Genomic DNA, 21,418 nt, shown 5'->3' with positions numbered 1-21,418 from the left:
CTTGGGAGAAGGGAGCAAGACCGAAGATGTCAACATACCGGGATAACCTCGCGCGTCCGCTGCCGCAAGCAGAGCCCGCGCCCTCATACCAACCGAAAAAGCAACCTAACCGCTCTCCGCAGCAGAAAGCGGAAGCGAAAAACAAAGTAAAATGGCTGATCACCGTCATCTTCTGTCTCGCCGTCACGATCTCGCTGGCCGGCCGCTATGCGCACATGGTGTCTCTCAACTACCAGTTGGAGAACCAACGCGGGGAACTGCAAGCGATGAAGGACCAGCAGCTCAAGCTTGAACAGCAAGTGCTCCAAATGGAATCGGCAGAACGCATCAAAAGCGTTGCGACGAACCAACTGGGCATGAAGCAAGTGCAAGACAACCAGATGATCGTCGTTCAGCAAGGGAGCAAAAACTAATGAAAGAGCAGGACCGCACCTTCCGTAAGCGTTCGAAGCTCTTGCGCTTCGGTCTCTTGGTCGGCATGTCGTCCCTGGTCTTGCGCCTCTTTTATGTACAAGTCGCCGAGGCGAACTCCCTCTCGGACAAAGCCCAAGATTGGATCAAGACCGAGAAGGATGTCGTCGGCACACGGGGCGCCATCTACGACCGCAACGGTCAAAAGCTCGCCTTCACCGGTGTCGCCTACGACATCAACGTGGACGTGAGCACGTTCCGCCAAGCCAATGCCAAGGACAAAGGCGACACGCCGGAGGAATACGCAAAATTCCTCGCTCCTTTGCTTGGCATGACAGAGCAAGAGGTGTTGGGCTACATCGCCAACACCGATCCCAAAGTGCAAGGCGTCGGCTTGGGCCCCAAAGGGAAAAAAGTCGATGCCAGCATCGCCGAGAAGCTCGACGCGGCGCACAAGGAAAAAAAGTACAAGGGCATCACCGCCAACCGAGTGGACATCCGCCGCTATCCCAATGGAGCGCTTGCGTCTCACGTTCTCGGTTTCTACGGCATCAGCGGCACGAGCGACACCGAGACCGGACTCGCAGGTGTGGAGTCTGTGTACGACAAGGAGTTAACCGGGGTGCCGGGTCATGTGGAGTATTTCACCGACCGTGACGGCTACCAACTGCCGAACTACGAGCCGAAAGTCACCAAGCAACCGACCGACGGCAAAGACATCGTGCTGACGATTGACGGCACGATTCAGCACTTTGTCGAGGACGAACTGGACAACATCGTGCAGAAGTACGCACCGAAACACGCGACGATCATCGTCGCCGACCCGAACAACGGTGAAATTCTCGCGCTTGGCAACCGTCCGACGTTCAAACCGGCCGAGTACGCAACGTCTGACAAGGAAGCGCTCTGGAACAACTGGGCGCTCCGTTCGTTCGAACCGGGCTCTACGTTCAAGACGTTCGTCATGACCGGAGCACTGGCCGAACACAAACTCGATCTCTCGGAAACGTTCCAATCCGGCTCCATCACCGTCGACGGCATGACCGTCCGCGACTGGAACGGCACTGGTTTCGGGAACATCACCTTCCGCGAAGGGGTGTACAACTCCTCCAACGTCGGGTTTGTCAAGATCGGGCAGAAGCTTGGCAAGGAGTCTCTCTACAATTATCTCTACCAATTCGGGTTCGACAAACCGACCGGCATCGACTTGCCGGGCGAAGAGAACTCTTCGCTTTTTGACCCGAAAAAAATGAGCGACATCGACCTCGCGTCCACGTCGTTTGGTCAAGGTGTCTCTGTCACGCCGATGCAACAGGTCGCAGCGATGATGGCGGTCTGCAACGGCGGCAAAGTCTTCCAACCGCACGTCGTCAAGGAATTCCGTGACCAGAAGTCGGGAGCGACCGTCCAAGAAGTCCAGCCCAAAGTTGCGCACGAAGTGGCCAACCCGGAAGTCTTCCAAACGGTTCGCCAAGTTTTGGAGGAAACGGTACTCGCCGACGCCAACAAGACCGACTACATCAAAGGCTATCACGTCGCGGGCAAGACCGGTACCGCTCAGGTGCCCAAGGAGAAAGGCGCAGGCTACGATGACAGCAAATACCGTCTGTCCTTCACGGGCTTCGCACCGGCGAACAACCCGCGTCTGCTGATCTACGTCGACGTCGACCAAGCGACTCGCAACGCACCGTTGCAGTTCGGTTCGATTGTCGCGGCACCGTCCGGCAAAGTCGTCTTGGAAGAAGCCCTGCGCTACTTGCAAGTACCGATCGACCCGAATGACAACACCGTCCCGGACAAAAACGCGAAACCGGGCGACGCTGCAGCGTCCACCAAACCGGCCGAGCCGAAAACGTTCGTCAAAGTGCCGGACCTGATTGGCACCACCAAGGACCAAGCCAACGAATTGACCAAGCAAAACGGTCTCAAGATTCAAGGAGTTGGCGATGGACCGAAAGTGACTGGCCAGTGGCCGGACATCACCTACGGACAAATTCCGGAAGGAACCGAAGTCAAAGTCTACTTCGGGCCCGAAGGCAGCAAGGACGGAAAAGTGAAGATGCCCGACCTGCGCGGCCTCTCGATGCGGGAAGCGATGGAAACGTTGTCACTCCTGCAATTGCAGATGGAACCGAGTGGCTCCGGTTACGTGACCAAACAAGCCACGGCACCCGGCACGATGGTTCCATTCGGTACCACAGTCAAGTTGGATTTCTCCCCGCAGTCTTGACGCTGCGGGTTTTCTTGTGTTTAATGGACGGCGGACGGGCATGGTCAAGCCGGGTTCTTGTACCTCTTTTTCCTGCATAGTTTTAGAGCAGTACGGAAAAGGAGGTCTGGCTGTGCAATTGCTGTCTCAAGTCACGCTGCGCAAACGTTTGATGATCGTCCTTGCCATGCTTGCCGTTCTGTTCCTCTGCCTGATCTTGCGACTGGGCTACATACAGATGATCCAAGCGCCTTGGCTGACCGAACAGGCGGAAGACCTGTGGCGACGCAACATTCCGGTCGAGCCCAAGCGCGGGCAGATAACGGACCGCAACGGCGAAGTGCTCGCCTACAATGGCAGTGCTCCGACTGTCGTGGTCATTCCGGCGCAAGTCAAGGACAAGGAGGGCACGGCGGCGAAGCTCGCCCCGGTTCTCGAAATGACCAAGGAAAAAGTTCAACAGCAAATCTCAAAACGTGCGCTGATGGTCTATCTGGCCCCCGGCGGACGCAAAGTCACCGATGAAAAAGCCAAGCAGGTCCGCGACCTCAACCTCACGGGCATTTATGTCACCGAGGAAGGCAAGCGCTACTACCCCGAAGACGGGCTGGCCTCGCACATTCTCGGGTTCGCCGGTGTTGACAACCAAGGTTTGACCGGTGTCGAGTCGTGGTACAACTCCCGTCTGCAAGGCAAGCCCGGACGCATCTCGTTCTTCGCCAACGCGCGCGGGGAAGAGATGCCCAAGGAAGACGATGAGTACGTCGCACCGCAGAACGGGCAGAACTTAACGCTCACGATCGACAGCGAGATTCAGACGTTTGTGGAACGCGAGATCGAGAACGTCGTCGCGCAGTACAACCCCGACGGGGTCATGGCGATCGTCGCCGATCCCAAGACGGGCGAGATTCTCTCGCTTGCCAACTACCCGTCCTTCAAAAACGGCAGTTATCGCAGCTACCCGCAAGAAACGTACAACCGCGACCTCGCGATCTGGAAAAACTTCGAACCGGGTTCGACGTTCAAGATCGTGACGCTGGCGGCGGCGCTGGAAGAGAAAAAAATCACGCTCCAAGACCCGTTCTACGACCCCGGGTACTACACCGTCGGCGGACGCAACATTCGTTGCTGGAAAGCGGGCGGGCACGGGCAAGAGACGATGCTTGACGTCGTCGAGAACTCTTGCAACCCGGGCTTCATGCTGATGGGTCAGAAATTGGGCAAGGAAAAACTCTTCGACTACATCGACAAGTTCGGTTTCGGTCAAAAAACCGGCATCGACCTGCCGGGTGAAGGCAAGGGCATCCTCTTCAACGTCAACAAAGTGACGCCGGTCGACCTTGCGACCACTTCGTTTGGCCAAGGCGTTTCCGTTACGCCGATTCAGCAAGTCATGGCCGTTTCAGCGGTCGCCAACGGCGGCACGTTGATGAAACCGCATCTTGCCAAAGAGTGGCGCGACCCCGAAACCAACCAAGTCATCGAAGAGGTCAAGCCGGAAGCGGTACGCCGCGTCGTATCCGAAGATACCGCCCGCCAAGTGCGCGAAACGCTCGAATCGGTCGTCGCACGCGGCTCCGGTAAAAACGCTTATCTCGAAGGCTATCGAGTCGGCGGCAAGACTGGTACGGCGCAAGTTGCAGAAAACGGCGCTTATAAAAGCGGACATTACATCGTATCTTTTATTGGCATGGCTCCTGTCGACAACCCGCGTCTGGTTGCGTACATCGCGATTGACAACCCGAAAGCACCGCTGATCTTCGGGGGCGTCATCGCAGCACCGGTCGTCGGGAACATCCTCGGGGACAGCTTGCACTACTTGAACGTGCCGACTTCCAAGGAAGGCCTTGCCAAGGAGTACAACTACTTCGACGTCAAACCGGTCGAAGTGCCGCTGATCGCAGGCATGTCGGTCCAAGATGCACAAAAAGAAATGCTCGGTGCGGGCCTCCAACTGAAAACGGAGACCACAGGAACGGGCAAATACATCGTCGATCAATCACCGGCCGCCGGAACCAAAGTTCCGCCCGGTTCCACCGTCCGTCTGTATCTCTCCGATCAACAGGCGCCGACGGAGCAGAAGAAGCAATAACCTTGTCTGGAACGGGTGGAATGGTCCATACTGGTTGGTAGATTATTCGGAAGTGCGAGGAGGAAACGCAGTTGCGGTTGCGCGAGTTGATTGCCCCCATCATCCTCAAGCGCGTCGTCGGCTCTGACGACGTGGAGATCACACACATCACCCCGGATTCCCGTGAGGTACAACCGGGGAGTCTCTTTGTGGCCCTGCGCGGGTACACGGTGGATGGGCATGACTATGTACAAAAGGCGGTTGCAGCCGGAGCATCGGCTGTCGTCGTCGAATCAGAATTTGTTGGGCTTGCAGCACCGCAGGTCATCGTCCCGAACACAGGGACGATGGCTGCGGTGCTTGCGTCCGTTTTTTATCAACACCCGTCCAAGTCGATGAAAGTGATCGGGGTGACGGGGACGAACGGCAAGACGACGACCACGTCTTTGATCGAGCGCGTCTTGCGTGAGAACGGGCAGGAAACCGGTCTGATCGGGACGCTGAAAGTCAAATATGCGGACGTGGAGTATGAAACGTCGAACACGACGCCCGAAGCGTTGGTGCTTCAGCGAATCTTCCGAGAGATGCTCGATGCGGGTGTTCAATATCCCGTAATGGAAGTGTCGTCGCACGCGCTGGAACTGGGCCGTGTCGCAGGCACGCAGTATCGGACGGCCGTGTTCACCAACTTGACGCAGGACCATCTCGATTATCACGGTTCGATGGAAGAGTATCGCAATGCCAAAGCGAAGTTTTTCTCACGCCTTGGCAACACCTACAGCGACACGCCGTCGGAAGGCAGTTACGCCGTGATCAACGTCGACGACCCGGAAGCGGACTTTTTCCGTGCGGCGACGACGGCGCAAGTGATCACCTACGGAATTGATCACGAAGCGGACGTGCGGGCCATCGATGTCAAAATCGAGTCGCACGGCGTCTCGTATAAACTGATCTCTTTCGCGGGAACGGCCGAGTTCAACCTGCAGATGACCGGGAAGTTCAACGTCTACAACACGTTGGCGGCGACAGCGGCTTGTCTCTTGGAAGGCTTGACTTTGGAGCAGATCAAGACAACGCTCGAATCCGTGTCGGGTGTGGACGGACGCTTCGAGCGCGTCAATGCAGGGCAGAAGTTCGCGGTGATCGTGGACTACTCGCATACGCCGGATTCGCTGGAGAACGCGCTGAAAACGGTTCGTGAATTCGCGAAGGGTCGAGTGATGTGCCTCGTCGGATGCGGCGGTGATCGTGACCGCACGAAACGTCCGATCATGGCGAAGATCGCAACCGACTATGCGGACTTGGCGGTGTTGACCTCCGACAACCCGCGCACGGAAGACCCCGAGCTGATCTTGGACGACATGGAGGCGGGCGTGCAAGATGTGGAGAAAAACCGCTATGTCCGCATCGCAGACCGTGCCGAAGCGATTTCCTTCGCGATCGAGCAAGCCCAAGAGGACGACGTGATCTTGATCGCGGGCAAAGGGCACGAGACGTACCAGATCATCGGCAAGACCAAGACCCACTTCGACGACCGCGAAGTGGCGGCGGCCGCAATTCGAGGTGAGCAATCATGATCAAGCGTACTGCAGGTGAAATCGCAGCGTTGGCAGGGGGTCGATTGATCCAAGGTGACGCCGCTTTGCTCATCGAGGGTGTCTCGACAGACACTCGCAAAGACATGACCGGACGTCTGTTCGTCCCGCTCGTCGGCGAACGGTTCGACGCGCATGACTTTGTGCAAGCGGCTGTTGAACAGGGTGCGGTGGCCGCGCTCTGGCAAACAGGCAGATTCATTCCGGAACAAGCGCAAGGTCTCGCGCTGATCGAAGTCGAAGATACGTTGCTTGGGTTGCAAAACTTGGCGGCGGGCTACCGCAACGAGTTGACCCGCCTGCGCGTCGTCGGCGTAACGGGCTCCAACGGCAAGACTTCAACCAAAGACTTGCTCGCTTCGGTTCTGTCCGAGCGCTTCAAAGTTCAGAAGACCCTCGGCAACCTCAACAACCACATCGGCGTCCCGCTGGTGCTCCTGCAAGTGGAGGAGGACACCGATGTCGCCGTTTTGGAAATGGGCATGAACCACTTCCATGAGATCGAGTTGCTGGCAAAACTCGCGTCCCCGCAGATTGGGGTCATCACGAACATCGGGGAGGCGCATATCGAGCACCTCGGTTCGCGGGACGGCATCGCCGACGCGAAGTGCGAGTTGATCGAAGCGCTTGCTCCCGACGGGAAAGCGATTCTGTTTGGCGACGAACCGCTTTTACAGGAGCGGGCGGGGAAAACCAAAGCGCCGATCGTCTGGTTTGGATTTGGAGAAGGCAATGACGTACGCGCCGTCGAAGTGGAGAACTTAGGCATCGAAGGCTCCCGCTTCCAACTGGAAGGGGAAAAGGGTGCGTACACGCTCCCAGTTCCGGGCCTCCACCAACTCGGCAACGCGCTCGCCGCCATCGCAGTCGGGGAAGAGCTTGGCATGACCCGCGATGAGATTCGAGCAGGTCTTGCGCACGCCAAACTCACGGCACGCCGCTTTGAAGTTCACAAGGCTCGCGAGGGAAGCGGCACCGTGGTCGACGATGCGTACAACGCCTCGCCGACCTCGATGCGGGCAGCCCTTCAGATGCTCTCCGACATGCCGGGGGGATACAAAGTCGCGGCGCTCGGCGGGATGCTGGAACTCGGTCCTGATTCCGTTCTCATGCATCGCGAGACGGGCGCCTACCTCGCAGGTCTTGAAATCAACGAACTGGTTTGCATCGGAGACCTTGCCCGCGACATCGCAGCGGGAGCTCGCGAGGGCGCTTTTTCCGGCGTGATCTATGAGGTGGCCGACAAGCCGCAAGCAATCGAGTACCTTGAAAAACTGCTGCAACACCATGCACAAGACGAAACGGGCGGGGCGATCGTCCTCGTCAAATCTTCGCTTGGTATCGGTCTCGTCGATGTAGTTCGGGCGTTGACCTAAGTTGCGAAGACACTAGGGGAGGACCAAAGGTCATGGATATCACGATCATGTTGTGGACGACCGGGGTCGCGTTTCTTATCGCGGTGATCCTGGGTCCGCTGTTCATTCCGTTTTTACGACGCCTGAAATTCGGGCAGGCGATTCGTCAAGAGGGCCCGCAAAGTCACCAGAAAAAATCGGGCACGCCGACGATGGGAGGCATTATCTTCCTCGTTGCGTTGACGATCACCACACTGAAATTCTCCGACCATCAGTTCGCGACCTATCTGCTGTTGTTCGTGACGCTCGGGTACGGTCTCGTCGGATTCCTCGACGACTACATTAAAGTCGCCCTCAAGCGCAACCTCGGCTTGAAAGCCCGTCAGAAATTGCTCGGGCAGATCATCCTCGGCGTTGTGCTGTATATCGTCATGAATTACGCCGGTCTCATCGATATGAAGATCAACATCCCGCTGATCGACACGCCGCTCAACCTCGGATTCTTCTACTTGCCGTTCCTCGTCTTGATGGTCATCGGCATGTCGAACGCGGTCAACTTGACCGACGGTCTGGACGGTCTCGCAGCGGGTACGACCGCCATTGCGTTTGGATCGTATGCGATCTTGGCTTGGTGGACGTCGAACATGGAAGTGGCGATCTTCTGTGCGTCGATGGTCGGAGCGTTGCTCGGCTTCCTCGTCTTCAACGTCAACCCGGCCAAAGTGTTCATGGGGGACACAGGGTCACTTGCCTTGGGCGGTGCGCTGGCCACGGTCGCGATCCTCACCAAGACGGAGATCTATGTGTTCCTGATCGGCGGCGTGTTCGTGGCAGAAGTGCTGTCCGTCATCCTGCAAGTCATCTCGTTCCAGACATTTGGTCGACGCATCTTCAAAATGTCACCGCTTCACCACCACTTTGAGTTGATCGGCTGGTCGGAGTGGCGCGTCGTCGGCACGTTCTGGACCGTCGGACTGTTGCTGGCAGTCGGTTCGCTGGCACTGTACCTGAAACCGTAGGGAGAGACGCATCGTGGAGTACACTGAAAAAAAAGTTCTCGTGCTTGGCCTTGCCCGTTCCGGCGCGGCCGCTGCACGTCTGTTGCATCACAACGGCGCTGAGGTCACGGTCAATGACCAAAAAGACCTCAGCGACGATCCGCTGGCGGCGGAATTGCAAGCGCTCGGTATTGAAGTGATTGGCGGCGGGCATCCGGAGGGCATCGTGCATCCGGGGCTCGCCCTCGTCGTGAAAAACCCCGGGATTCCGTACAAGGCCGCTCCGGTGCGCCAAGCGCTGGAATTGGGTATCCCCGTGGTGACGGAAGTAGAAGTGGCGTACGGTTTCTCCAAAGCTCCTTTGATCGGCATTACCGGCTCCAACGGCAAGACCACGACCACGACGCTGGTTGGCAAGATGCTCGAAGCGGCCGACTTGAAACCGGTCGTGGCCGGCAACATCGGTCTCGCGCTGTCCGAAGTGGCAGAGAGTGTCACGGCCGACCAATGGCTGGTCGCGGAGCTGTCTTCGTTTCAACTGATGGGGACGCGCGCGTTCCGACCGAAGATCGGAGCGCTTTTGAACCTGTCACCCGCCCATCTGGACTATCATGGAACGTACGAAGAGTATCGCGACGCCAAGTACAGACTGTTTGCAAACCTTGGGCCCAGCGACATCGCGGTGTTGAACTGGGATCAGGAAGACGTGCGTGCGGCAGCCAAGGGTATGCAGGCGCGGGTCGTGCCTTTCTCAGCGTCCGAAGTTTTAGAAGAGGGCGTTTTTGTCAAAGATGGTCATATCCACGCTATCTTGAACGGCAAAAACGTACCTCTCCTCCCGGTGGCCGAAGTGGGCTTAGCCGGGGAACACAACTTGCAGAACGTCCTCGCGGCGGCGGCGATCTCTCTGGCGGCAGGTGCCTCAGCAGATGCAATCGCTGAAGTGGCGCGCACGTTCCGCGGTGTTGAGCACCGGACCGAATATGTGACCACCAAAAACGGGGTGGACTTCTACAACGACTCCAAAGCGACCAACGCAGCAGCGGCGACACAGGCGATCACCGCTTTTCCAAGCGTCGTGCTGATCGCAGGTGGCTTGGACCGTGGCATGGACTTCCAGGAACTCGTGCCGGTCTTTCAGAAGCACGTCAAGCACGTCGTGGCGATCGGGCAAGCGGCAGAACGCTTCTTGAACGTCGCCAATCTTGCAGGCAAGACAGCGGAAAAAGCCGACTCGCTCGAGACGGCCGTCCAACTCGCGGCACTTCGTGCAGAAGCGGGGGATACCGTTCTGTTGAGCCCAGCGTGTGCGTCGTGGGACATGTTTGGTTCGTTTGAAGAGAGAGGGAGCATGTTTAAAAAAGCTGTGCATACATTATAGCGATTGGACGAGACCGAGTATCCGGGGGTGACAGTTGCCGCAATGAACGTCAACGGCAAGATCAAATCGTATCCCGATACGCTGATCATTTTATCCACGCTTTTGCTTCTGGGGATCGGCGTCGTCATCGTGTATAGTGCCAGTGCGGTGCTCTCTGCGCAAAAGTTTGACGATCAATTCTTCTACGCCAAACGTCAATTGATGTGGGCCGTGCTTGGGATCATCTCGATGTTCGTCATGATGAACTATGATTATCACAAGCTGAGAAGAGTCGCCAAACCGCTCCTCCTGATCTGTTTCCTCTTCTTGATTGCCGTTGCCATTCCGGGCATCGGTTCTGTGCGCGGGGGGTCGCGTGCTTGGCTTGGGATCGGATCGTTCGGTATTCAGCCGTCTGAGTTCGCCAAGCTCGGGATCATCATCTTCTTTGCGTATATGTTAGAGAGGACGCAAGATCGCATTTCTCAATTCAAGCGAGGTCTGTTGCCGCCGCTCTCCATCGTCGTCTCGGCCGTCGGTTTGATCATGTTGGAGCCTGACCTTGGACAATCTGTTGTCCTGATGGGAACGGCGATCATCATCATCTTTGCCGCCGGCGCACGAGTCGGACATCTCCTCGGTCTCGCGAGCTTGGCCATCCCGGCGTTCGTCGGGCTGGTCGTGGTGGCGCCCTATCGCTTGAAACGGATCTTCGCTTTCATGGACCCTTGGGCGTACGAATTGGATGCAGGGTATCACATCATCCAGTCGCTTTACGCATTGGGTCCGGGCGGTCTGATGGGACTGGGCTTGGGACGGAGCCGTCAAAAGTTCCTCTATTTGCCGGAGCCCCAGACCGACTTTGTTTTCTCCATCCTTGCCGAGGAACTGGGTTTCATCGGCGGTGCGACAGTTCTGTTGCTCTTCCTGCTGCTGGTCTGGCGGGGGTTGCGTACGGCGATTACGGCGCCCGATACGTTCGGTTCGCTGCTTGCCGTCGGCATCACCGGCATGATTGCGGTACAGGTGGTCATCAACATCGGCGTTGTTACCGGCTCCATGCCGGTTACCGGGATCACGCTTCCGCTGATTTCGTACGGGGGATCGTCCCTGACGCTGATGCTGACCGGGATCGGGATCTTACTAAACATCTCCAGGCAGACGAGGTGAAGCCCAACGTCTGTCCGGAGTGAAAAAACACCGAGCGACACCGCGAGAAAACGCGGAATCGCTCGGATTTTTTCGCTTCTCTGGGCTGGTGTCACCACTTTCTCCACTCCCCCATATCATGAGGGTACGAGGCGCGGAACATCGAGGAGCGATCACAAATTGTCAGTGAAGTTGGAGGTACGACGATGAAACGAGAAGAGATCCAGAAACTGTTCACAGGCGAACAAGTCGGCGAGGTGCTGTTTGACGAACTCATGTCCAAACACACTTCGTGGCGCATTGGCGGCCCGGCCGACGTGTTCATCCTCCCGACCGAACAGGAGCACCTCGTGCGAATCATGCAACTGACTCATCAACACGGCATTCCGTGGTACGTGATCGGCAAAGGTTCGAACTTGCTGGTGCGGGACGGCGGGTGGCGAGGTGTCGTCATCAAACTGGCTGACAATTTTTCCGACTTGAGCATCACAGGCGACCGTCTGACTGCACAGGGAGGACGCTCCTTCGTTTCTGCCGCCCACCATGCGATTCGACAAGGAGTAAGCGGTTTAGAGTTTGCAACAGGGATTCCGGGAACGGTCGGCGGCGCGGTGATGATGAACGCCGGGGCGCACGGTGGTGAGGTGAAAGACGTGTTGATCGATTGTCACGTGCTAAGCCCGCAGGGAGACGTCATCCATCTGACGCATGCCGACTTGAAATTCGACTACCGCTACAGTGTGCTCAAGGACGACCCGATGATCGTGCTCGACGCGACCTTTCAATTAGGAAAGGGAGACGCGGAGGAGATGAGCGAACGGGTTCGCAACTGGGCGAAACGCCGTCAAAGCACGCAACCGCTCTCACTTCCAAGTTGCGGCAGTGTGTTCCGCAATCCGGAAGGCACGCACGCGGGCTTTTTGGTTCAAGAGGCGGGGCTCAAGGGCACACGGATCGGCGGTGCGCAAATCTCGGAACTCCACGGCAACTTTATCGTGAACGTCGGGGGAGCGAAGGCAGCAGATGTCGTGGCACTGATCGAACTCGTACAACGGACTATTTCAGAAAGATACGGACATGACCTTCACCCGGAAGTTCGGATCGTAGGAGACGATTCTATCGGGGGGTGACATGCGTGGAACGCATAGCCATTGAAGGTGGGCACAAACTTCAGGGCTCCGTGCGCGTACACGGTGCCAAGAACGCGGCCCTGCCGATCTTGGCGGCCAGCGTCATGGCGCATGGAGAAAGCGTGATCGAAGACGTGCCGGATCTGCAGGACATTCGCGTGATGGTTGCGATCCTTCGTCATTTGGGGTGTCAGGTACACCACGAAGGCTCGACGTTGCGAGTGGATGCAACCGGATTGACAGGTACAGAAGTGCCGGAGCACCTCATGCGTCAGATGCGCTCCTCTATTTTTCTGATGGGCCCGATCCTGGCGCGTTGCGGTCAAGTTCGCATCTCGTTGCCGGGCGGTTGTACCATCGGATCGCGTCCGATCGACCTGCATTTGAAAGGTTTGCAGGCGCTCGGAGCCCGCATTGAGGAGAAGCACGGCTATATCCTTTGCACAGCCAATCGACTGCGCGGTACGAACATCTATCTCGATCTGCCAAGTGTCGGAGCGACGGAGAACTTGATCATGGCCGCGGTGTTTGCTGACGGTGTGACGACGATTCATAACGCCGCACGCGAGCCGGAGATCGTCGATCTCGCCAACTACTTGAACGCGATGGGCGCCAAAGTCCACGGAGCAGGCGGGGCGAATGTCGTCATCGAGGGCGTACACCGCTTGCAGGGTCGAGCGTACAAGGTCATCCCGGACCGCATCGTAACCGGCACGCTGTTGTTGGCTACCGCTGCGACGGGGGGCGAAGTGGAACTGACCAACGTCCAACCGGATCATTTGGGAGCTGTGCTCTCGAAGTTGGAAGAGAGCGGTGTAGACATTCGCGTGGAAAGCAACAAGTTGTTCCTGCGCGCGAATTCCAGACCGCAACGCATTGAGCGGATCAGCACCGCGTACTACCCCGGTTTCCCGACCGACTTGCAGTCGCCGTTCATGGCGTACTTGAGTCTGGCAGACGGAACCTCGGTCATCACCGAGTCGATTTTTGAAGGACGTTACCAACATGTGAATGAATTGGCGCGCATGGGGGCGAAGATCAAAGTCGACATGCGGACTGCCTTCATTGAAGGCGTGCCGGAGTTGACGGGGGCGCACGTAGAGGCGACCGATCTGCGGGCAGGTGCTGCCTTGATACTGGCGGGCCTCGCCGCGAACGGTCGGACGTCGATTGGCAACGTGCACCACATCGACAGAGGGTATGAGAAGGTTGAGGAAGTATTTGGAAGTTTGGGTGCCAGAATCTGGCGTGAAAGGCCGGATGGCATCTCTTGAAAACACATTTGAACATGTTATAATGAGGGCAAACCCCTAGACTTACAACGGCGGCATATATCAAAAGTATATGCCGTTCGATTTTTTTTACGCAAAGGAGCAGGTCTGTTATCATGCACGAAACGCCCTCCACTATCGCCGAGACCTACACCGCCAAGACCGCAGAGCCGACCCGCAAGCGCCGCCCGAATTGGAAGGCGCTGCTTTTTGTTGTCGTGTTTTTCGTACTCCTCTTAGTGGCTGGCTTTTTGCAATCCCCTCTGTCGGCGGTCACGACCATCGACGTGAAGGGCAACCATGCGATCCGTTACGAAGAGATCGTGCGCGCGTCCGGGATCACAAAAGGCATGAGCTTCTGGCGCATCTCGGAGACGAAGGCCGCCGATGCCATCCTCAAGGCGTACCCGGTGGTGCAGACGGCCGATATCCAAGTGTCGTGGACAGGCAACGTCGTAATCGCCGTCGCAGAGAAGGCCGTTTCCGGGACGCTTGTCGGACAGGACGGCTTCTACAGCATCTTGCAAGACGGTACGGTGCTTGAGAAGACGACGAAACCGAGTGATTCGATGCCGCTGATCACGATGGAGAACCTGCCGCCGATCAAGGCGGGAGAAGTGGTTCAAGATGCCAACGTGCAGGCTTTGGCGAAACAAATTCCCGAAGTTGAGCGCAACACGCTCGATCAGATCTCCGAAGTGCGAATTCCGGCGAAAGGGCCGTGGCAGGTCTTCATGCGGGACAAGTTCGAAGTTCGCGTGCCGGAGTTGCAGTTTGCGGTCAAGATGAACGCTTACCAGAAGTTCCGGAACTCGCTCCCGGCCGACACGCCGCCGGGCGTACTCAACTTGCTGGAATCGAACTATTTACAAGAGTACAAATCGACTGCGAAGAAGGAAGGGGAGTAGAGATGCCGTTCAAACCTGACAAACGGTTGCGCCTGACCGTCTCACTGACGATGATCTCTGTCATTCTCGGACTGATGCTCTCGATGCAATACAAGAACATGCGCGTCACAGCCGATGCACAAGCAAAACTGCCGACGATCGATCCCAAGGCTCAGTACACCGCCGACCAACTCAATCGGATCAAGGATGAGAACAAAGGGTTGGAAGAAGAGATCGAGAAGCTCAATAAAACGTTGCACGGCTTGGAGAAGCAAGCGGGCGATGTGGACCAGAACCTCGCCCCGGAGATTCGCGACGATTTGACCAAGTACAAGATCATGTCCGGGTTGCTTGCCGTCAAAGGCCCGGGGATCACGTTCACCGTCGATGACAACAAAAAAGACATCCCCGCGGACAAGGACGTCCTGCTCTACATCACTCATGACTCCGACCTGCGCATGCTCGTCAACGAGCTGTTCATCGCCGGAGCCGAAGCGGTTTCGATCAACGGGCAGCGCATTACGACGACCACGGGCATCGTCTGCATCGGCACAATGGTTAAAGTCAACAACCAGCGTATCACCACGCCGTTTGTGTTCACCGCCATCGGGGACCCGAAGAACATGATCAATGCCCTGGAAACACGAGGCGGGGTCATCGAGTTGCTCACCCGCCCGGAGAACGGCCGCTATCTGACGATCACGCCGCCGAAGCAAAGCCCTACCGTTACCATTCCGGGGTATGCGGGCGACTTCAACGGGATGAAGAAATAGGAGGGTTGACATGCAAACCAAGCACAAGGTCAGTTTGTTCCTGGTCAGCTTCCTACTTGGCAGCATGCTGACCGTCCAGTTTTCCACCGTGCATCGTCCGCGCGAGGACAACAACGTGGTGGACAATGTCCAGCTGAACGCCGAGCTCGCGACGGAGAAGGATCGCCAGAAGTTTTACAACAGCGAGATCGATCGTCTGGAGCAACAGGTGAACACGTATCAAAACAAACAAGGTAACCGCGAGGAATTGGCCAAGGCGATGGCAGACGACCTCGACAAAATCAAGGGGCTCGCCGGCGTGAAACCGCTCAAGGGCAACGGAATCATCATCACCATCGAGGATTCCTTCGACGCGATTGCAGCCGGGGGCGACCCGAGCAAGGCCGCGTCTCTTGACTATTACTTGTACCAACTGATCAATTACCTCAACGGCAATGACGCACAGGCGATCTCTGTAGAGAACCATCGGATCATCTCACTGTCTTCGATCCGTTCCATCTCCATGAACAATCTGCAAGTCAACGCCGTGATGATCAACCCGAAGTCGATCACGATCAAAGCGGTCGGGAACATAGAGCAGATGAAGATCGGGATGAACTTGTTCCCGCAGTTCTTCCGCGAGATGGGGAAAGACTTCAAAATCACCGACGTCACCAACGGCAGCCTGACCATCCCGGCGTATGATGCGCCCGTCGAATTCAAGTATGCCCAACCTGAAGGAGATAAAAAACTATGATTTGGATTCCGGTCTTCGGACTTGTGCTCGGCGTCCTGCTCGGGTTCTCGTTCAACCTCTACATCCCGTTGCAGTACAGCTCTTATCTCTCCATTGCCATTCTCGCAGCGTTGGATACCGTTTTTGGCGGGATTCGTGCGAGTTTGGAGAAACATTTCGACAGCTCAGTGTTCATCAGCGGGTTCTTTTTTAACACGTTGCTGGCAGCTCTTTTGGCCTTTATCGGGGTTCAATTGGGTGTGGATCTGTACTTGGCGGCTGTGTTTGCGTTCGGGGTACGCTTGTTCAACAACCTCGCTTCGATCCGCCGTCTGATTGTCAACCGATCCCGCTCCCAAGAGAAAAATAGTTGAAAAACTTATCCCGAAAAAGAGGGAATTCACGCCCCGTGTTGAATTTAAGAACTGATCAACATCTGGCTTTTGCAATGAAACAGGGAGGTGCCACGGCTTGACAAACGGCGACATCATCGTCAGCTTAGACATAGGAACATCCAAAGTGCGAGCCATCATTGGTGAAATGAGTGGCACGGGCATCCAAATTATAGGCGTCGGTTCTGCTGAAGGCGATGGAATCCGTAAAGGTGCAATCGTTGACATAGACAAGACCGTACAGTCGATCCGCTCCGCCATCGATCATGCTGAACGCATGGTAGGTATCGAGATCGCTTCTGCATATGTCGGCATCTCCGGCAACCACATTTCCCTTCAGTCCAGCCGAGGCGTCGTAGCTGTCAATTCACCGAATCGCGAGATCGGTGAGGAGGATATAGATCGCGTCTTACAAGCTTCGCGCGTGATCGCATTGCCGCCGGAGCGTGAGATTATCGACGTTGTGCCGAAGATGTACATCGTTGACGGTTTGGATGAAATCGCGGATCCGCGTGGCATGATCGGGGTTCGCTTGGAAGTGGAAGCATACATCATCACCGGTTCCCGCACGGTCATTCACAACCTGATGCGCTGTGTGGAGCGCGCAGGTGTACAGATTGCGGGGCTCGTCTTGTCGCCGCTGGCGGCGAGCACGATCGCACTTACCAGCGACGAGCGCAAGCTCGGTGTCGGGCTCGTCGATATCGGCGCCGGCCAGACGACCATATCGGTTTTCAAGAACGGTATATTGGAAGCAACCGGCGTGCTTCCGGTCGGCGGTGACCATGTCACCAATGACATCGGCATCGGACTGCGCACGCAGACCGACGTCGCGGAACGCGTCAAGGTGCGCCACGGTTGTGCTTTGGTCTCGGCGGCCAACCAAGAGGAGACATTCAAAGTCTCCCGCGTCGGCAGCAATGTGGACAAGGAATTCAACCAAGTCGATCTTTCGAATATCATCGAGCCGCGCATGCAGGAGATCTTTCAGATGGTACGCCAAGAAGTCGAACGTATGGGCTTCAAGGACATGCCGGGCGGCTACGTCCTCACGGGCGGCGTCGCGGCGATCCCGAGCGTGGACAAGCTTGGTGAATATGAGTTGGATGCGAACGTTCGCGTTGCCATTCCTGACTACCTCGGAGTGAAGGACACGTCCTTCGTCAACGGGGTGGGCATCATCAAATACGTTGGCCGCAACATCACCCGGAAGCCGGAAGCCCAGTCTGCACCGCGCCGCAAGCAAACCAATGGTGGTGGCGGCAACACGGGCGGCGGTGGCCTCGTCGACCGCATCAAGAGCTGGTTCAGCGAATTCGTCTAAGAGACAGGGTACGTTTAAGGAGGATCAAGGTTTATGTTGGAGTTTGATTTTGATATAGAGGCCTTTGCTCAGATTAAGGTCATCGGATGCGGCGGCGGCGGTTGCAACGCGGTAAACCGAATGATTGAAGCGGGCATCAAGGGTGTAGAATTCATCACCGTCAACACCGACGCTCAAGCACTTCACCTCTCCAAGGCGGAGCACCGCCTCCAGATCGGTGAGAAACTGACCCGTGGACTTGGCGCTGGCGCTAACCCGGATATCGGGAAGAAAGCAGCCGAAGAGAGCCGTGAACAGATCGCAAACGCGTTGCGTGGTGCAGACATGGTCTTCGTCACTGCGGGCATGGGTGGCGGTACCGGTACGGGTGCTGCTCCGGTCGTTGCTGAGATCGCGAAGGAACTTGGCGCGCTGACCGTCGGCGTTGTCACCAAGCCTTTCACGTTCGAAGGTCGTCGTCGTATGGGCCAAGCTGAGAACGGCATTGCGTCCCTCAAGGAAAAAGTCGATACGCTGATCGTCATCCCGAATGACCGTCTGTTGGAGATCGTAGACAAAAACACCCCGATGCTGGAAGCGTTCCGTGAAGCGGACAACGTTCTCCGTCAGGGTGTCCAGGGGATCTCCGACCTGATCGCGGTACCGGGCTTGATCAACGTCGACTTTGCAGACGTCAAAACGATCATGACCGAGCGTGGATCGGCCCTTATGGGGATCGGTGTACACACCGGCGAGAACCGTGCAGCAGAAGCGGCCAAGAAAGCAATCTGCTCGCCGTTGCTTGAAACTTCGATCGACGGCGCACGTGGCGTGCTGATGCACATCGCAGGCGGCAACAACCTGTCTCTGTTCGAAGTCAACGAAGCGGCTGATATCGTTTCTTCGGCAGCTGACCCGGAAGTGAACATGATCTTTGGTGCGGTCATCAACCCGGACCTCAAGGACGAGATCATCGTCACCGTGATCGCGACGGGCTTCGAGCACAAGGAGCGTCCGCCGGCTCAGAAACCGCTCAACAAGATGGATATCAAGCCGTTCGGGGGCAACACTGCTTCCTCGGACAACCTCGACATCCCGGCGTTCCTGCGCCGTAACAACCGCTAATTCGAGAGGACTCCCTGTATGGGAGTCCTTTTTTATGGATTCTAGGAATCTGGCGAGTGCTGCGTGATATCGGGTGATATTGATAGAGTAGGGGAGTTGGTTTGGGCAGGTTGCCTTATTTGCTTGTATTATGCTGTTGAGAGGTTCGGGAGGGTGTGTTATATTAACTCTTGTCGCCGCGAGGTACACGGCACGATGGTGAGAACATGAGCCATTAGCTCAGTTGGTAGAGCACCTGACTTTTAATCAGGGTGTCGAAGGTTCAAGTCCTTCATGGCTCACCATATTTCAACTTCATGATGCGCCCTTAGCTCAGCTGGATAGAGCGTTTGACTACGAATCAAAAGGCCGGGAGTTCGAATCTCTCAGGGCGCGCCATTTACTTCTTGGGGGATTAGCTCAGTTGGTAGAGCACCTGCCTTGCAAGCAGGGGGTCAGCGGTTCGAATCCGCTATTCTCCACCATTTGTTCCTCGATAGCTCAGTTGGTAGAGCGCCCGACTGTTAATCGGATGGTCGCAAGTTCGAGTCTTGCTCGGGGAGCCATTTGCCTTTTTAGCTCAGTAGGTAGAGCGCATCCATGGTAAGGATGAGGTCATCGGTTCGATTCCGGTAAAAGGCACCATTTGTTTGGCCCGTTGGAGAAGCGGCTTAACTCACCGCCCTTTCAAGGCGGCATTCACGGGTTCGAATCCCGTACGGGTCACCAAGAGTTGGAGGTTTAGCTCAGCTGGGAGAGCATCTGCCTTACAAGCAGAGGGTCGGCGGTTCGATCCCGTCAACCTCCACCATTTTCATACGGAGCTGTGGTGTAGTGGCCTAACATGTCCGCCTGTCACGCGGAAGACCGCGGGTTCGAATCCCGTCAGCTCCGCCATTTTGGCTCGGTAGCTCAGTTGGTAGAGCAGTGGACTGAAAATCCACGTGTCGGCGGTTCGACTCCGTCCCGAGCCACCATAGTAGCCCCACTACAAGCGCGGCCGTCCAGGCCGCAACGTGGGACGCTCGCATCCTGCTCGCGGAAGTGGCTCAGGGGTAGAGCATCGCCTTGCCAAGGCGAGGGTCGCGGGTTCGAATCCCGTCTTCCGCTCCATTTTTTCAATAAATGGGCCCATAGCTCAGTTGGCTAGAGCGCACGACTGATAATCGTGAGGTCGGAAGTTCGAATCTTCTTGGGCCCACCATTCGTTTCATAAGTCTCGTGATGATGGCGGAAAGGTCACACCTGTTCCCATCCCGAACACAGAAGTTAAGCTTTCCAGCGCCGATGGTACTTGGACCGCAGGGTCCCGGGAGAGTAGGACGTCGCGAGGCACGAGAAAAGCCCGATCTCAATTTGAGATCGGGCTTTTTGCTGTTTCTGTATCTATTGCTGCGTCTGCTGGTCCGATGGGGTGCGGGGATTAGTGAAGCATCTTCAGGACGGTCTCCGGGTGGGTGACAGTGGCCCAGATTGCGGTGAGGAGGATGAGGGTGACCGCTGTGATGGCGGTGAGCGTTATGGAGGTGCTGGCGTTGATTCTCCAGCCTTCATTCGACTTTTCCAACTCCAACCCTTCGTCTCGTTGCTGCTCGCTCATTCGGATCGCACCCGCCTTTGTGTAAGGTCTATCTGTAGTGTGGGATATGGACAAACCGTTCTATACACAAAGTGTAGAAATTCGTCGCAAGAGAGAGTTTGATGATCGTGGTTGCGGGGAATAGGTGTTTTTGTCGGGTTTTGGCTGGACAAGCCTATTGATTAGATGCGGCAAAGGGTGCTATTATTACTCCTGTCGCCGCTGATGTGGACGACGAGAGGTTCTGAAACACGGAGAGATGTCCGAGCTTGGTCGAAGGAGCACGATTGGAAATCGTGTAGGCGGGAAACCGTCTCAGGGGTTCGAATCCCCTTCTCTCCGCCACCGTGGCGGTGTAGCTCAGCTGGCTAGAGCATTCGGTTCATACCCGGAGGGTCGGGGGTTCGAATCCCTCCGCCGCTACCAGTTTCATATGGAGAGGTACCAAAGTGGCCAAATGGGGCGGACTGTAAATCCGTTGCGTAAGCTTCGAAGGTTCGAATCCTTCTCTCTCCACCATGTTTTATTCCCCGATAGCTCAGTTGGTAGAGCGCCCGACTGTTAATCGGATGGTCGCAAGTTCGAGTCTTGCTCGGGGAGCCATCTGGAGAAATGTCCGAGTTTGGTCGAAGGAGCTTGACTCGAAATCAAGTAGGCGGGTAACCGTCTCGGGGGTTCGAATCCCTCTTTCTCCGCCATAAGAGAAGACCCGTATCCTCTTGGGGATGCAGGTCTTTTTTCTTCTCTTTACTTTTTGAATGTCCGATCTGAGAGAATCTGGTTGTTGATTGTTTGGTTGTGAATGTGGTATCTTAATTGAGCCGCTTCGGTGGCACACGATTGATCCTTGAAAACTAAACGAGTGATAGATGAAGATCGATTCGAGTCAGCGAACCAAACTTTTATTGAGAGTTTGATCCTGGCTCAGGACGAACGCTGGCGGCGTGCCTAATACATGCAAGTCGAGCGGACTGATTCGGGGCTTGCTCCGATGAGGTCAGCGGCGGACGGGTGAGTAACACGTGGGTAACCTGCCTGATCGTCTGGGATAACGCTTGGAAACGAGTGCTAATACCGGATAATCTCTTGGATCGCATGGTTCGAGAGTAAAAGGAG

General features: G+C 56.4%; 17 protein-coding genes, 16 tRNA genes and 2 rRNA genes. 34 read left to right on the top strand and 1 reads right to left on the bottom strand.

Annotated features, from left to right (window positions below):
• Positions 1–26 precede the first annotated feature (26 nt).
• The 28 genes from JJB07_RS15415 to rrf all read left to right on the top strand — a co-directional run bounded on the left by JJB07_RS15415 (position 27) and on the right by rrf (position 20,057).
• Positions 27–413 carry a cell division protein FtsL gene (locus JJB07_RS15415; protein ID WP_201636572.1) on the top strand — a complete coding sequence of 129 codons (387 nt, stop codon included), beginning with the start codon at positions 27–29 and terminating at the stop codon, positions 411–413.
• A complete protein-coding gene (locus JJB07_RS15410; RefSeq protein WP_201636570.1) occupies positions 413–2,641 on the top strand; it encodes a PASTA domain-containing penicillin-binding protein in 2,229 nt (742 codons plus the stop codon). Before JJB07_RS15415 ends, JJB07_RS15410 begins: the two co-directional genes overlap by 1 nt.
• Positions 2,642–2,792: 151 nt before the next feature.
• Complete coding sequence (locus JJB07_RS15405) at positions 2,793–4,712, top strand: stage V sporulation protein D (RefSeq protein WP_201637312.1); 1,920 nt, start codon at positions 2,793–2,795, stop codon at positions 4,710–4,712.
• A gap of 71 nt (positions 4,713–4,783) precedes the next feature.
• The gene (locus tag JJB07_RS15400) at positions 4,784–6,268 is read left to right on the top strand and encodes a UDP-N-acetylmuramoyl-L-alanyl-D-glutamate--2,6-diaminopimelate ligase (RefSeq protein WP_201636568.1); all 1,485 of its coding nucleotides are present in this window, start codon (positions 4,784–4,786) and stop codon (positions 6,266–6,268) included.
• A complete protein-coding gene (locus JJB07_RS15395; protein ID WP_201636566.1) occupies positions 6,265–7,662 on the top strand; it encodes a UDP-N-acetylmuramoyl-tripeptide--D-alanyl-D-alanine ligase in 1,398 nt (465 codons plus the stop codon). Before JJB07_RS15400 ends, JJB07_RS15395 begins: the two co-directional genes overlap by 4 nt.
• 32 nt (positions 7,663–7,694) lie before the next feature.
• Entirely contained in the window at positions 7,695–8,660 is a 966-nt protein-coding gene (gene mraY, locus JJB07_RS15390; protein ID WP_201636564.1) for a phospho-N-acetylmuramoyl-pentapeptide-transferase, read from the top strand.
• Positions 8,661–8,673: 13 nt separating this feature from the next.
• Complete coding sequence (gene murD, locus JJB07_RS15385; RefSeq protein ID WP_201636562.1) at positions 8,674–10,020, top strand: UDP-N-acetylmuramoyl-L-alanine--D-glutamate ligase; 1,347 nt, start codon at positions 8,674–8,676, stop codon at positions 10,018–10,020.
• 42 nt (positions 10,021–10,062) lie between these two features.
• Complete coding sequence (gene spoVE / locus JJB07_RS15380; protein WP_201637311.1) at positions 10,063–11,169, top strand: stage V sporulation protein E; 1,107 nt, start codon at positions 10,063–10,065, stop codon at positions 11,167–11,169.
• Between the two features lie 185 nt (positions 11,170–11,354).
• The gene (murB, locus tag JJB07_RS15375) at positions 11,355–12,278 is read left to right on the top strand and encodes a UDP-N-acetylmuramate dehydrogenase (protein WP_201636560.1); all 924 of its coding nucleotides are present in this window, start codon (positions 11,355–11,357) and stop codon (positions 12,276–12,278) included.
• Positions 12,279–12,283: 5 nt separating this feature from the next.
• Positions 12,284–13,552: a UDP-N-acetylglucosamine 1-carboxyvinyltransferase gene (gene murA / locus JJB07_RS15370; RefSeq protein WP_201636558.1), complete on the top strand. Its 1,269-nt coding sequence runs from the start codon at positions 12,284–12,286 to the stop codon at positions 13,550–13,552.
• Positions 13,553–13,665: 113 nt separating this feature from the next.
• Entirely contained in the window at positions 13,666–14,457 is a 792-nt protein-coding gene (locus tag JJB07_RS15365; protein ID WP_201636556.1) for a cell division protein FtsQ/DivIB, read from the top strand.
• 2 nt (positions 14,458–14,459) lie between these two features.
• Positions 14,460–15,209 carry a DUF881 domain-containing protein gene (locus JJB07_RS15360; RefSeq protein ID WP_201636554.1) on the top strand — a complete coding sequence of 250 codons (750 nt, stop codon included), beginning with the start codon at positions 14,460–14,462 and terminating at the stop codon, positions 15,207–15,209.
• 10 nt (positions 15,210–15,219) lie between these two features.
• The gene (locus JJB07_RS15355) at positions 15,220–15,945 is read left to right on the top strand and encodes a DUF881 domain-containing protein (protein ID WP_201636552.1); all 726 of its coding nucleotides are present in this window, start codon (positions 15,220–15,222) and stop codon (positions 15,943–15,945) included.
• Positions 15,942–16,298 carry a small basic family protein gene (locus JJB07_RS15350; protein ID WP_201636550.1) on the top strand — a complete coding sequence of 119 codons (357 nt, stop codon included), beginning with the start codon at positions 15,942–15,944 and terminating at the stop codon, positions 16,296–16,298. The genes JJB07_RS15355 and JJB07_RS15350 overlap by 4 nt, the downstream gene beginning before the upstream one ends.
• Before the next feature lie 97 nt (positions 16,299–16,395).
• Positions 16,396–17,640, top strand: coding sequence for a cell division protein FtsA (gene ftsA / locus JJB07_RS15345; protein WP_201636548.1), 1,245 nt, complete (start codon positions 16,396–16,398; stop codon positions 17,638–17,640).
• 33 nt (positions 17,641–17,673) lie between these two features.
• Positions 17,674–18,744, top strand: coding sequence for a cell division protein FtsZ (gene ftsZ / locus JJB07_RS15340; RefSeq protein ID WP_201636546.1), 1,071 nt, complete (start codon positions 17,674–17,676; stop codon positions 18,742–18,744).
• A 208-nt stretch (positions 18,745–18,952) separates the two neighbouring features.
• Positions 18,953–19,028 (top strand) — tRNA-Lys (locus tag JJB07_RS15335).
• A gap of 17 nt (positions 19,029–19,045) precedes the next feature.
• Positions 19,046–19,122, top strand: a tRNA-Arg gene (locus JJB07_RS15330).
• A 10-nt stretch (positions 19,123–19,132) separates the two neighbouring features.
• Positions 19,133–19,208: transfer RNA gene (locus JJB07_RS15325), tRNA-Ala, on the top strand.
• A gap of 5 nt (positions 19,209–19,213) precedes the next feature.
• Positions 19,214–19,289 (top strand) — tRNA-Asn (locus tag JJB07_RS15320).
• A 3-nt stretch (positions 19,290–19,292) separates the two neighbouring features.
• Positions 19,293–19,368 (top strand) — tRNA-Thr (locus JJB07_RS15315).
• Between the two features lie 7 nt (positions 19,369–19,375).
• Positions 19,376–19,452 (top strand) — tRNA-Glu (locus JJB07_RS15310).
• Positions 19,453–19,458: 6 nt separating this feature from the next.
• A tRNA-Val gene (locus JJB07_RS15305) sits at positions 19,459–19,534 on the top strand.
• Between the two features lie 9 nt (positions 19,535–19,543).
• A tRNA-Asp gene (locus JJB07_RS15300) sits at positions 19,544–19,620 on the top strand.
• Positions 19,621–19,624: 4 nt separating this feature from the next.
• A tRNA-Phe gene (locus JJB07_RS15295) sits at positions 19,625–19,700 on the top strand.
• Positions 19,701–19,761: 61 nt separating this feature from the next.
• A tRNA-Gly gene (locus JJB07_RS15290) sits at positions 19,762–19,836 on the top strand.
• A 14-nt stretch (positions 19,837–19,850) separates the two neighbouring features.
• A tRNA-Ile gene (locus JJB07_RS15285) sits at positions 19,851–19,927 on the top strand.
• A gap of 13 nt (positions 19,928–19,940) precedes the next feature.
• Positions 19,941–20,057, top strand: a 5S ribosomal RNA gene (rrf, locus tag JJB07_RS15280).
• 89 nt (positions 20,058–20,146) lie between these two features.
• Here the strand turns inward: rrf and JJB07_RS15275 are convergent.
• On the bottom strand, positions 20,147–20,323 hold the full coding sequence (locus tag JJB07_RS15275) for a hypothetical protein (protein ID WP_201636544.1): 177 nt from the start codon (positions 20,321–20,323) through the stop codon (positions 20,147–20,149).
• A 232-nt stretch (positions 20,324–20,555) separates the two neighbouring features.
• On the opposite strand from JJB07_RS15275, the gene JJB07_RS15270 reads away from it, so the two are divergent.
• The 6 genes from JJB07_RS15270 to JJB07_RS15245 form a co-directional block, all read left to right on the top strand.
• Positions 20,556–20,647: transfer RNA gene (locus JJB07_RS15270), tRNA-Ser, on the top strand.
• Between the two features lie 4 nt (positions 20,648–20,651).
• Positions 20,652–20,728 (top strand) — tRNA-Met (locus JJB07_RS15265).
• A 9-nt stretch (positions 20,729–20,737) separates the two neighbouring features.
• Positions 20,738–20,821 (top strand) — tRNA-Tyr (locus JJB07_RS15260).
• A gap of 8 nt (positions 20,822–20,829) precedes the next feature.
• Positions 20,830–20,905 (top strand) — tRNA-Asn (locus JJB07_RS15255).
• Between the two features lie 3 nt (positions 20,906–20,908).
• Positions 20,909–21,000, top strand: a tRNA-Ser gene (locus tag JJB07_RS15250).
• A gap of 203 nt (positions 21,001–21,203) precedes the next feature.
• Positions 21,204–21,418, top strand: a 16S ribosomal RNA gene (locus JJB07_RS15245); the annotation flags it as partial.

Source organism: Tumebacillus amylolyticus, assembly GCF_016722965.1.
GTDB classification, from domain to species: Bacteria; Bacillota; Bacilli; order Tumebacillales; family Tumebacillaceae; genus Tumebacillus; species Tumebacillus amylolyticus.
Note: the sequence above shows the minus strand (reverse complement) of the source record. Positions and strands in the feature narration are given on the sequence as shown.

Excerpts from the sequence above, each read along its gene's own strand:
- JJB07_RS15395 (WP_201636566.1), top strand. The coding sequence starts at position 6,265 with ATGATCAAGCGTACTGCAGGTGAAATCGCAGCGTTGGCAGGGGGTCGA.
- JJB07_RS15275 (WP_201636544.1), bottom strand. The coding sequence starts at position 20,323 with ATGAGCGAGCAGCAACGAGACGAAGGGTTGGAGTTGGAAAAGTCGAAT.
- JJB07_RS15365 (WP_201636556.1), top strand. The coding sequence starts at position 13,666 with ATGCACGAAACGCCCTCCACTATCGCCGAGACCTACACCGCCAAGACC.
- JJB07_RS15355 (WP_201636552.1), top strand. The coding sequence starts at position 15,220 with ATGCAAACCAAGCACAAGGTCAGTTTGTTCCTGGTCAGCTTCCTACTT.
- JJB07_RS15350 (WP_201636550.1), top strand. The coding sequence starts at position 15,942 with ATGATTTGGATTCCGGTCTTCGGACTTGTGCTCGGCGTCCTGCTCGGG.
- murB (WP_201636560.1), top strand. The coding sequence starts at position 11,355 with ATGAAACGAGAAGAGATCCAGAAACTGTTCACAGGCGAACAAGTCGGC.
- ftsZ (WP_201636546.1), top strand. The coding sequence starts at position 17,674 with ATGTTGGAGTTTGATTTTGATATAGAGGCCTTTGCTCAGATTAAGGTC.
- JJB07_RS15360 (WP_201636554.1), top strand. The coding sequence starts at position 14,460 with ATGCCGTTCAAACCTGACAAACGGTTGCGCCTGACCGTCTCACTGACG.
- JJB07_RS15415 (WP_201636572.1), top strand. The coding sequence starts at position 27 with ATGTCAACATACCGGGATAACCTCGCGCGTCCGCTGCCGCAAGCAGAG.
- spoVE (WP_201637311.1), top strand. The coding sequence starts at position 10,063 with ATGAACGTCAACGGCAAGATCAAATCGTATCCCGATACGCTGATCATT.
- JJB07_RS15405 (WP_201637312.1), top strand. The coding sequence starts at position 2,793 with ATGATCGTCCTTGCCATGCTTGCCGTTCTGTTCCTCTGCCTGATCTTG.
- JJB07_RS15410 (WP_201636570.1), top strand. The coding sequence starts at position 413 with ATGAAAGAGCAGGACCGCACCTTCCGTAAGCGTTCGAAGCTCTTGCGC.
- mraY (WP_201636564.1), top strand. The coding sequence starts at position 7,695 with ATGGATATCACGATCATGTTGTGGACGACCGGGGTCGCGTTTCTTATC.